Raw genomic sequence first — 10,312 nt, forward strand, 5'->3', positions numbered from 1 at the left:
GCCGGGCTCGTTCCCTTCGCCCGGCTGCTTCACGATCCGGCCTCCGAACGGGGCTTCCTCGACGCCCACCTGCTGGCCCGCCGTTCGTAGGTCCTGCCCGGCGCTACCCGCCAGACGGTCGGCGCACTTCCGGACTGCCAACTCGGCGGACACTCGCTGACACGACGGGAATTGTCAGACAGGCCTTAGGGCCGGCATCCCCCGCCGGTGTCGGCCGCACCAGCCGACACCGGCGCGGACTTCTCCCCCTCAACCCACCGGCCCGTACGGCACAGGCCCGCTGTCGTACCAAGTCGTACACCGCCTCGATCTTCTCCTGCGCCGCCTCAGGTCCAGGACAGCTCTCACCCTGTCGAGCCGCGCATGTTGTATATGAGCAGGGCATTTATCAATCCCGCTCGGTCTGCAAGGCTGCTCCGCCATGACGAATACATCCGTGCTTGTCCGCGCTGCGACCCAGGAAGAACACGAAGCCATCATGGAGTTGGCGCCACGCCTCACCCAGGGCGTCGCGCCCTGGCGGGACCCCACAGCCGTCTTGAGCGCGGCCAAGGGCTGGCTGGCCGCCTCACTGGCCGCAGCCACAGCACACGAGACCACCCAGGTGTTCGTCGCGACCCATCAGGGCGCCGTTGTTGCAGTGGTCTCGGTCGAGGAACAGCGGCACTTCACCGGCGCCATGGATGCGTACGTCGGCGAGTTGGCCGTCGCGGCGGGAGCCGCCCGTCAGGGCGTGGGGCGACTGCTCATGTCCACTGTCGAATCCTGGGCTCGCGATCGCGGCCTGGGCCGGGTGACCCTGCAGACCGGCGCCGCCAATACGACCGCGCAGTCGTTCTACCGGGAGTTGGGCTACGCCGTGGAGGACGTCCGACTGACGCGTCCCCTGCCGTCATGACGAGCTCAACGGGGCGTGACGTGCCGCGCGCCGACCGCTGCTCGCCCCTCCCCACGACGCGCAGTGAGCTGCTCGACACATCGTGGATGCAACGTGACGCGCTCTTCACGCAACCGGAGGCCCGGACCGCGAGCTCATCCCGATGAGCAGTCGCTGTTGCTGCAGATTGATGCCCATGATCGGGCGACCGGGCGCGAAAAGAACAGCACCGACTTTGCAGAGCGTGTGAGGATGCACGGCATGCCTGGTCGCGCGCTGAGTTTCGGAGTGATGGCGGAAGCGTACGAGCGCTTCCGGCCGGGGTATCCCGTGGAGCTTTTCGACATGGTGATGGCGTACGCGGGTCACCCGGTGCGCACCGCCCTTGAGATCGGCGCTGGGACCGGCAAAGCAACCCGTCTGTTCGCCGAGCGGGAGGTCGCGGTCACCGCGACCGACCCTGACGGGGCCATGCTCTGTGAGCTGCGCAAGCACGTGCCGGCCAACGTCCGGACAGTGCAGGCGGCGTTCGAAGACTTGCGACCGGGCGAGCACTACGGGCTGGTCTATGCGGCCGCAGCACTGCATTGGACAAGGCCCGAGAGCCGCTGGTCACGCATGGCCGCACTTCTTGAGCCGGGCGGCGTGTTCGCCTCGTTCAGCGGGCCAATCCAACTGGCCGACCCGACCGTGCAGGAAGCCGTTCGCGCCGTCCGGACACCGTTCCTCGAGAGCGACGAGGTCCCGTCCCCGGACGGCACGCCTGCGGAACATGACATGCAGTGGCCCGGCACGGAACTCCAACGGTCCGAGTGGTTCGGCGGTGTTGAGCAGGCCGTAATCGAACGGCGCTTGGTAATGAGTGCTCGCGACTACGTGGGCCACCTCTCGACCGTCTCAGCCTACGTCGTGTTGCCGGCCTCCGAACAAGAGCAGGTCTTCAGCCAGATCATTCAGGTTCTGCCCGAGACGGTCGAGATCGCCGCCGACATCACCGTCCATCTCGCGCGTCGAAACCACCAGCAGGAGTAGCTCGACCAACAGGCTGGCACATAGCGCACGCTCTCGAGCACGCACAGACAGTACCGGCCGACCGTGCTGATGGGCGAAGCCGGAACCCTGAATAGTTCCAGGTTCTCCGCAATCTCTAGCTCGGTCATGCTGATGACCGCTGATCACGTGGAGGGGCAGCTGTAGGGCCCGCGGGTCCTTGACTAAGGCCCCGTCCTGCAGTTGGGCGATCACGCGTTCAAGGGCCCTGTTCGCGGCGGTGAGTTCGTTGATCTGTTCGACCAGCTGATGGTGTCGACTTGGTGGCCGAGCTGTTGCTGCACGCCGGCCTTCAGCCGATCACGCTCGTCGCGGAGGGACTTGACCTCCTCTCGGGCCATGATGAGCTCCGCCTTGAGGCCAAATGCACTTGCCTGCCGCCGTCCGAGCGTGCTCGGACGCCTCCTCCTGGCGCTTGATCGCGGCGGTGAGATACTCGCCGGACGCCTTCGGCATAGACCAACCAGGTTGAACCTTGTGCGGCCCGGGCGACGGTCTGCTGTGCGGACTTGAGGGCCGGGGACTGTCAGTGCCCGACGCCGACCAGGCCAGGCATCAGGTGTCTGCCTGGGTCACACCCCCAGGTCCTCCGTCACGGGCAGGCACTCGGTGAGCAGGTCGACGACGTCGCGCCAGGCGCGCTGCGCGTGCTGTGGGTGGTAGCTGACGCCGGGGACCGTGGGGTGGTCGACCGGTGGGTGGTGGAAGGCGTGCAGGGCACCGCCGTAGACCGTGAGGCGCCAGTCGACGCCCCCGGCCTGCATCTCGGCGGTGAATACGTTGCGTTGCGCGGGCGGCATGATCGGGTCTTCCGACCCGACCCCGGCCCACACTGGGCAGCGGATGCGTGCTGCCTCGCCCGGTCGGCCCGTGGTAGTTGCGTTGATGGTCCCGATCGCGCGCAGGTTGACTCCATCGCGCCCGAGTTCCAGTGCGATGGCGCCGCCGGTGCCGTAGCCGACGGCGGCTATCCGGTCGGGGTCGGTCCGCGGTTCGGTGCGCAACACGTCGAGCGCCGCGTGGCCGATGGCTCGCATCCGGTCGGGGTCGGCGAGCAGCGGCATGCAACGGGCCAGCATCTCCTCGGGGTCGGCCAGATAGCGCCCACCGTGAAGGTCGAAGGCCAGCGCTACATATCCCATTTCGGCGAGAGCGTCGGCCCTGCGGCGCTCGACGTCGCTGAGCCCCATGCCCTCCGGTCCGAGCAGCACCGCGGGCCGGCGATCGGCACCGGCCGGGAGAGCGAGGTGCCCGATCATCGTCAAACCGTCCGCCGGGTACTCGACCGCGCGCGTCGTCATCGTCGTCATGAGACGGGACTGTAGTGATCACCGAGCCCGGTCCGGCCGGTGTTCTGCCGTTGGCAGAGCAGTGCGCGTGTCCCTCTGAAATACGGCTGCCAAGTGCTCAGGGCTTCAAGAACACCTCGCTGCCGACGGTGACGCCCTCGCCGCAGACGCCCTGCGCGCGACTCCGCGACATCGCAGGGGCAGAGCCGCCACACGGCATGCACCGCACCGAGCAGGTGGCTCAGAGACGCCAGGTGCGGATCTTGTCGGCTGCGGTGAATACGTCTGCCTTGAACGTCGTCAACTCCGTGGTGAGTTCGACGAGTTCGCCGTACGGCGCATCCAGGCCCTCGCCGGAGGCGTGCATGTAGGCGATGACGATGGCGCAGGCGAAGCGCACGTTGTGTGCGGGCAGCGGGCGCAGCAGGACCAGGGTCTGCAGGAGCGCGGCCGCGCGCCAGGAAGCGTCGGAGTCGATGCCGAGCCGGGGTGGGTCGACCCGGTGCCGTGCCACGGCCGCGACCAGCGCGGAGAAGTCAGAGATCAGAGGCTGATCGGGGAGGGCTTGTTCGTGTTGCCGCAGCAGCCAAGGCACGTCGATGTGGATCACAGGGGGCATCGGGTCAGGCGGCCTGTCCAGCGGAGCGCCGGGCAGGTCCGTCATCGATGCCGGCCGCTGAGATCGCGTCGGCGAGCGCGGGGTCATGGAAGGTGCGCTGGAAGACCTCGGCGGCCTCGCGCAGGGCTCGGTGCCGGGAGATGGTGTCGGCAGTCGCCTTGCGGACGATCGCCTTCATCGGCTCGCCGGTGTCCTGGGCCAGGGCGCGGAGCTCGGCGAGCTCCTCTTCACTGAAGTCCACATTGAGTGCAGGCATGACATAACGCTACCCATGCGGTACCTGGACGTAAAACATTGCAGGTCAGAACAGACGGCCTCAGGTACCTCTAGCCGCGAGGACGGAACGTCACCGACCGGCCGGCCACGCGATCACCGTCGGCGTCAGGCCGCCTTCGCCTCGGGGGCGAGCCGACGATGACCAGCGAATCCGCTCGGTCGCGCGGGAGTGGTCTCTGCCCGGCGTGGCTCTGCGGGATCGTGTGGCTGTGCAGTGCATCGTGTCTGCCGATGACCCATGTTGACGAGGCCGTGAGCAGCACCGCACCAGATGACTCGGCGGTGGCCGACTGGACCGTGCTGTGCGGCCGAAGAGTCGTCCTCGATGACCGGTGGATAAGCGACGACGAGGAGCGCCCTGGTCGTGAGAGCCGGCATCAGGGAGTGCTCAGCAGTGTCGCTGTCGGCAACGCGGACGCGATCGAGTTGACCTTGACCCGTTATGACGGGCGCACCCTGCTGGTGCGTCCTGTCGGACAGTTCACCGTGACCGACGCTGACACGGGAGACGTTCTGTATGCCCCCTTCGGACGAACTCCGTACACACTGCCCCAGGCGTTCGTCACGGCGGTTCGCGAGGTGGCACCTGAGCGCTGGGACGAACTGCTGTGGGTGATGAGGAGATCCGTGGACGAGCTTTCTCCGCACAAGGCACAGGAGTTGGTGGACCTGGCCGCCCACATCGAGTGGGAGTGCACACAAGAACAGGATGTCCTCGACGATCCCGCGTCACCGGCCGCCCAATACGCGGACGCGGCACGTCACGTCGTTCAGATGTGGGAGACGGATCCGTTCCCAAGGTCACAGACATCGGCCAGCACCGGCAGGCAGTAGCGCTGACCGACCTGCGGAGCCCCGCAGTGGGTCCGTGACGAGGTGACAGAAGCGCTCGAGCTCCGCGCGGACCAGGACTACTTCGGACACGGCTCCATGCCACGACCGGAAGAGAGACGGAGGGTTGCAGCCTCCTTGCGTGCCTCTATATACCGAGTACTCTACTCAGTATATTGAGGATGGGAGAGCTCGATGAGCGTGCGTCACGCGTTGTTGGCTCTGCTCAGCGAGGGCCCGAAGTACGGGCTTCGGCTGCGGCAGGAATTCGAGGAGCGGACCGGGGAGGTATGGCCGCTCAACACCGGTCAGGTGTACACGACCGTGCAGCGGCTCGAGCGGGATGGCCTGGTCGAGTCCGACCCTGACGACACCGTCGAGGGGCCGCAGAAGCTCTTCCAGATCACAGAGGCCGGAGCGCAGGAGCTCGATGTGTGGCTGCGTACACCGCCGCCTGCGGATGCGCCGCCGCGTGATGAGCTGGTCATCAAGGTGCTGGTGGGGCTGCGCCTGCCCGGGGTCGATGTGCGGGACGTGCTGCAGACACACCGGCGCCACACCATCGCGCAGATGAAGCAGTACACCCGGCTCAAGGAGGACGCGGCGGACGACCTGTCGCTGTTGCTCGTTGCCGATGCCCAGTTGTTCCGCCTCGAGTCCGTCGTGCGCTGGCTGGACGCCGCGGAGGGCCGGTTGAAGCACCACGCACCCGTTGCGCCCGCCGCCCCTGCCGACGCCGCACCGTCCACCCGTACCCGCCGACTTCGGGGAGCCACGCGATGAGTGCCGTACTGGAAATGCGTCAGGTGTCGAAGACGTACGGCAGCGGAACGGCGGCCGTGCAGGCGCTCGACGCGGTGGATCTGGCCGTGCGAGCCGGTGAGCTGGTGGCGGTGATGGGTCCGTCCGGGTCCGGCAAGTCCACGCTGCTCACCATCGCGGGGAGCCTGGAGGAGCCGTCCGAGGGCGAGGTGTGGATCGAGGGGACCGCACTGTCCGAGTTGAGCCGCAACAAGCGGGCGCGGCTACGGCGGCGTCAGATCGGTTATGTCTTCCAGGACTTCAATCTTCTGGCCGGTCTGACCGCGGTGGAGAACATCACCATGCCGCTGGAACTCGACGGCATGAAGGCCAAGCAAGCCCGCCGGGAAGGGATACGTGCGCTTGAGGAGGTCGGCCTTGCCGACCGTGCGGGCAGCTTCCCCGATGAGCTCTCGGGCGGCATGCGGCAACGGGTCGCGATCGCCCGGGCGTTGGTCGGGGACCGTCGGTTGCTGCTTGCCGATGAGCCGACCGGCGCACTGGATTCGGACAGCGGCGAGGGTGTGATGCGGCTGATCCGCGGCGCATGCCGGAACGGGGCTGCCGCGGTCCTGGTCACCCATGACGCCCAACTCGCCGCTTGGGCCGACCGCGTGGTGTTCGTCCGGGACGGTCGTGTCATCGACGCCGGGCCCGAACCCGAGGGTCCGGAGTCGCTGCTCTCGTCCGGGCGGGAGTCAGGTCGGTGAGCACGGCAACCCTCGAGAGGACGCCGCAGCGGGCGCCGAACGGCGGGCTGCCGGCTCGTAGCGCCGTGGTGCGCTGGGCATGGCGGCTGTTGCGCCGCGAATGGCGCCAACAAGTCCTGCTGGTCACCCTCGTCGCCTTCACGGTCGCCGCGGCCGTCTGCGGACTCGCCGCCGCCCACGCCTATCCGGACTCCGCGTCCTCCACGTTCGGCACCGCACAGCAGCGGATCAGACTGGAAGCAACCGGCGCGCAGCAACTGCGGGAGCAGGCCGGTGTCGCCGACGACAAGCTGGGCGACGTGGAGATCATCGGGCACCGGGACGTGCCGGTCCCCGGATCCGTCAAGCCGCTGGACGTACGGGCACAGGATCCGCAGGGCCGCTTCGGCTCATCGATGCTTGCCCTGGTCAACGGCCAATTCCCGACGACCAGTTCGGAAATCGCTCTCACCCCCTCCGCCGCTGCACTCTTTCGTACCCGCGTCGGTGCCCACGTCACCCTGGACGGACAGCGCCTGAGGGTCGTGGGCTTGGTGGAGAACCCGCAGAAGCTCACGGACACCTTCGCTCTCGCAGCCGCCGGGTCCGAGGTGGCGGCACGTCCCGCCACCACGCTGGTCGTTCTTGCAGCCGCCTCGGCCGACGACTACGCCGCGTATCGCCAGATCGACAGCGGCCCCAAGTTCGTCCAGCAGCGCAGCGACTTCGACGAGGCTCCTGCCACCACCGCGGTGTTCGCGCTCGCCACCGTGGCCCTGCTGCTGGTCTCGCTGGTCGCCGCGGCCGGCTTCGCGGTCACGGCGCAACGCCGGCTGCGTCAACTCGGTGTGCTCGCCTCGCTCGGCGCCACCCATCGGCACCTGAAGCTCGTCCTGCTCGCCCACGGCGCCATGACCGGCCTCGCCGCTGCCGTCGTCGGCGCGCTCATCGGCGTACTGGCCTGGCTGCCGATCGCCCCGCGCATGGAAAGCGGCGCCGGTCACCGCATCGACAGCCTCGCCCTCCCCTGGGGGCTGCTCCCCTTGCTAGTGCTCTTCGCGGTGCTCGCGCCGACCCTCGCGGCATGGTGGCCGGCCCGCTCCGTGGCCCGTATCCCCGTGGCCCAGGCACTTTCGGCACGCCCACCGCGGCCGGCGCCCGCCCGGCAGTCACTGTGGGCAACGCTCGTCCTGCTGGCTGCGGGAATCGGGGCCCTGATCGCCGCCCACCAGACGAACGGGATGCTCATCTCGCTGGGCATCGTGGCCGTCGTACTCGGTCTGCTCCTCCTCAGCCCGTTGCTGATCCGGCTGATGGCAGCCACCGCGAGCCGCCTGCCCTTCACCACCCGGCTCGCCCTGCGCGACCTCGGCCGCCACCAGGCACGGGCCGGCGCCGCGCTCGCCGCCATCACCCTCGCCATCGGCATCCCCGTCGCCCTCTCGGTCCTGGCCGCCGCCAACGTCGACTCGGCCCGGCAGGGCAACCTGGCAGCCAACCAACTCCTCATCCGCATCGGCTCCGACTCCCCCGTCGTCCCGCGCATCAGCGAGCAGGAATTCGAGCAGGTACAGGGGGCCATCGAGCAGTACGCGAGCCAACTCGGCGCCACACCAACACCTTTGACGAAGGCGTACGCCTCCCAGGCGCCGCAGACCCGCGGCGGGAACGTCGACGACGAAGGCGGACAGCCCGTCATCGAGATCGGCCGCAAGACAAGCGCCGACACCTGGCGTAGTTCAGCCCTGTACGTCGCCACCCCGGAAGCTGCCCGACAGTTCGGCTTCGACCTCAAGGCGACCCAGACCGGCACCGACGTCCTCACGCCGAGCACCGGCGAACTCGAACTCCTCGGCGCCCCGCAGCGCGACCTCATCGCCCGCACGCAGCCGATCCCGGGCTCGTCCTACAGCTCCGTACCGGACGCCTTCCTCACCTCCGACGCGGTGCGGCGCCACGGCTGGCAGACAGTGACTGTCGGCTGGTTCGTCCAAGCACCCAAGGACCTCACCGCTTCCCAGCTCACCGCCGCCCGCGAACTGGCCGTCGCCCACGGCCTGGTCACCGAAACCCGAGACCCACAGGACGGCCTCGCCACCCTGCGCTGGGCCTCCATCGCCGGCGGCACCGTCCTCGCGCTCGGCGTCCTGGCCATGACCGTCGGCACCATCCGCGGCGAAGCCACCGACGACCTGGGCACTCTCACCGCCACCGGCGCGACCAAGACCATCCGCCGCAACCTCACCGGCGCCACCGCCGGCTGCCTCGCCCTCGCAGGCGTCATCCTCGGCACCATCGGCGCCTACTCAATCCTCCTCGCCGCCTACGCCGACGACCTCGACACCCTCGCCCGCGTCCCCTACCTCCCCCTCGCACCCGCCCTGCTCGCACTCCCGCTCCTGGCCGCCGGCACCGCATGGCTCACCGCCGGCAGAGAACCCGTATCGGTGACACGGCACCGACTGGAATAGCAGAGACTGTTCACCAGTTCTCAGCCCTTGCGCGACCTGCAGAAGACCCGTGACAGCTCACCGAGAACCGGAGCCGAAGGAGCCCTGCACCCGAAGCTCCCCAGGGGCCGGCCCGCTGGAAGTGTCACCTTCCAAGCCGGCGTGGACAGTGGCGAAGTCGCACAGGAGCGTGCCCGCCCCGTTGAGCGCTGACGGCGCGATGTGGCGAGCAAGGCCGATCTGTACGCGGTGATCCGTTGTAACCGGCCCCGGGCGCCCGCACGGTTCTCTTGGACGCCTCGGGATACCGCCTTCTGTCCCGTCGTCTACGGCGCGTCCGGGGGACGGGGCCCCGCGCAGGAGGCGTTTTCAGAGGTGGGCGTTCGCGTGGCCGGCGCAGGTACACGGGGCGGGGCGGAAGTCCTCGTCCGTAGCATCGCACCACCCGAGAGGGCGGCCTGTAGCCCCGCCACAGCGCAGGCGACCCCGATGGTGAGCAGGATTCCGGCGACGAAGACCTTCTCCGTATCGGCCTGCGCTCGCTCCGGGTGGACGCCGGAGGCGAAGACGCCCGTCAAGGACGCGTTGCGTTCGTTACGCCATGTCCAGTACTCGCCGCGGACGTCATCCACCGACCCCGCTTGCAGACTGTAGGGCTGTCCGCTGAGCGTCTCTTGCCAGACCGCTTGGAATTTCTCGGCGGGATACGTCCTGAACGGGATCTCGGGGTGCTCCAGTTCACCTTTGGTGGTGAGGTCGGGAGCGTTGACCACCACGTGGGCACCCTGGATCTTCGCGGGACTCGGCCCCCGCCAGGCCAGCATGACGGCGGCATGGCCGGACCACGGCGTGTCGTCGGCAGAGGAGGCGTCCACCGTCGTCGATGCGTGAAGAGGTCCCTTAGCCTCGCCCGTCAGAAGGTAACCGTGCGCAGTTTCCTTGGTCGTCTCCCCGGTCAGCAGGTCGATGGCTTCGGAATCGTAACTTCTGTTGCTCTCCTCGAACTTGAGGTGTTGGTACGTGGATGAGGACTCACTGAATTTCGAAATACGCTGAAGCTTCGCGCCCTTGTCGAGGGATTCGAAGCGCAGCGCCCATTTGACGGACTCCCCCTCTGCCACATCGAGTCCCACCGCGACCACCAGAAGGCAGCTTGCTCCTTCAGCCTCGGGCAGCATCGTGAACTCAGACGCCTTGGCCTTCGAGATATCCATACTCCATACGGAGACTGAGGCTGCCACACCCTTCTGGTCGACCTGCAGGGTCATGGACTCGAGCGGCTTGCTTTTCATCGTCGGGTATTCCGCATTCGGATAACACCACGTAGCGCCCGCCACAGCCAGGACAGCCAGCACGAAGTAACCGACGATCTCTGCAACTTTCGCCCGGAGCTTGCGGATCTTGGTTTCCCCGCCTCCCTTCTCCCCCAC

9 protein-coding genes and 2 pseudogenes are annotated in these 10,312 nt (G+C 68.0%); 7 read left to right on the forward strand and 4 right to left on the reverse strand.

The features are described from left to right. From G6045_RS35815 to G6045_RS35825, 3 genes and pseudogenes are all read left to right on the forward strand, one after another. Positions 1-90, forward strand: a pseudogene (locus G6045_RS35815) (SAM-dependent methyltransferase); the annotation flags it as partial. A 331-nt stretch (positions 91-421) separates the two neighbouring features. Continuing rightward, positions 422-898, forward strand: coding sequence for a GNAT family N-acetyltransferase (locus G6045_RS35820; RefSeq protein ID WP_165336394.1), 477 nt, complete (start codon positions 422-424; stop codon positions 896-898). Positions 899-1,054: 156 nt separating this feature from the next. Continuing rightward, positions 1,055-1,909 (forward strand): class I SAM-dependent methyltransferase, encoded by an 855-nt coding sequence (locus G6045_RS35825; RefSeq protein ID WP_235968529.1) that lies wholly within the window; start codon positions 1,055-1,057, stop codon positions 1,907-1,909. Positions 1,910-2,499: 590 nt separating this feature from the next. Here G6045_RS35825 and G6045_RS35830 read toward each other — a convergent pair. From G6045_RS35830 to G6045_RS35840, 3 genes are all read right to left on the reverse strand, one after another. Beyond that, complete coding sequence (locus G6045_RS35830) at positions 2,500-3,237, reverse strand: dienelactone hydrolase family protein (protein WP_165336395.1); 738 nt, start codon at positions 3,235-3,237, stop codon at positions 2,500-2,502. 220 nt (positions 3,238-3,457) lie between these two features. Beyond that, positions 3,458-3,835 carry a toxin Doc gene (locus G6045_RS35835; RefSeq protein WP_165336396.1) on the reverse strand — a complete coding sequence of 126 codons (378 nt, stop codon included), beginning with the start codon at positions 3,833-3,835 and terminating at the stop codon, positions 3,458-3,460. 4 nt (positions 3,836-3,839) lie between these two features. Then, positions 3,840-4,091 carry a hypothetical protein gene (locus G6045_RS35840; protein ID WP_165336397.1) on the reverse strand — a complete coding sequence of 84 codons (252 nt, stop codon included), beginning with the start codon at positions 4,089-4,091 and terminating at the stop codon, positions 3,840-3,842. A 251-nt stretch (positions 4,092-4,342) separates the two neighbouring features. On the opposite strand from G6045_RS35840, the gene G6045_RS35845 reads away from it, so the two are divergent. The 4 genes from G6045_RS35845 (at position 4,343) to G6045_RS35860 (ending at position 8,903) form a co-directional block, all read left to right on the forward strand. After that, positions 4,343-4,945 carry a hypothetical protein gene (locus G6045_RS35845; RefSeq protein ID WP_165336398.1) on the forward strand — a complete coding sequence of 201 codons (603 nt, stop codon included), beginning with the start codon at positions 4,343-4,345 and terminating at the stop codon, positions 4,943-4,945. Positions 4,946-5,137: 192 nt separating this feature from the next. Then, a complete protein-coding gene (locus tag G6045_RS35850) occupies positions 5,138-5,725 on the forward strand; it encodes a helix-turn-helix transcriptional regulator (protein WP_165336399.1) in 588 nt (195 codons plus the stop codon). Then, a complete protein-coding gene (locus tag G6045_RS35855) occupies positions 5,722-6,453 on the forward strand; it encodes an ABC transporter ATP-binding protein (protein WP_165336400.1) in 732 nt (243 codons plus the stop codon). Before G6045_RS35850 ends, G6045_RS35855 begins: the two co-directional genes overlap by 4 nt. Continuing rightward, a complete protein-coding gene (locus tag G6045_RS35860; RefSeq protein ID WP_165336401.1) occupies positions 6,450-8,903 on the forward strand; it encodes an ABC transporter permease in 2,454 nt (817 codons plus the stop codon). Before G6045_RS35855 ends, G6045_RS35860 begins: the two co-directional genes overlap by 4 nt. Before the next feature lie 305 nt (positions 8,904-9,208). Here the strand turns inward: G6045_RS35860 and G6045_RS35865 are convergent. After that, positions 9,209-10,312 (reverse strand): annotated as a pseudogene (locus G6045_RS35865) (hypothetical protein); the annotation flags it as partial.

It is taken from the genome of Streptomyces mesophilus (assembly GCF_011044995.1).
Classification (GTDB): Bacteria; Actinomycetota; Actinomycetes; order Streptomycetales; family Streptomycetaceae; genus Streptomyces; species Streptomyces mesophilus.

Coding starts and splice junctions, on each gene's coding strand:
- G6045_RS35835 (WP_165336396.1), bottom strand. CDS start 3,835: ATGCCCCCTGTGATCCACATCGACGTGCCTTGGCTGCTGCGGCAACAC.
- G6045_RS35855 (WP_165336400.1), top strand. CDS start 5,722: ATGAGTGCCGTACTGGAAATGCGTCAGGTGTCGAAGACGTACGGCAGC.
- G6045_RS35850 (WP_165336399.1), top strand. CDS start 5,138: ATGAGCGTGCGTCACGCGTTGTTGGCTCTGCTCAGCGAGGGCCCGAAG.
- G6045_RS35840 (WP_165336397.1), bottom strand. CDS start 4,091: ATGCCTGCACTCAATGTGGACTTCAGTGAAGAGGAGCTCGCCGAGCTC.
- G6045_RS35820 (WP_165336394.1), top strand. CDS start 422: ATGACGAATACATCCGTGCTTGTCCGCGCTGCGACCCAGGAAGAACAC.
- G6045_RS35845 (WP_165336398.1), top strand. CDS start 4,343: ATGACCCATGTTGACGAGGCCGTGAGCAGCACCGCACCAGATGACTCG.
- G6045_RS35830 (WP_165336395.1), bottom strand. CDS start 3,237: ATGACGACGATGACGACGCGCGCGGTCGAGTACCCGGCGGACGGTTTG.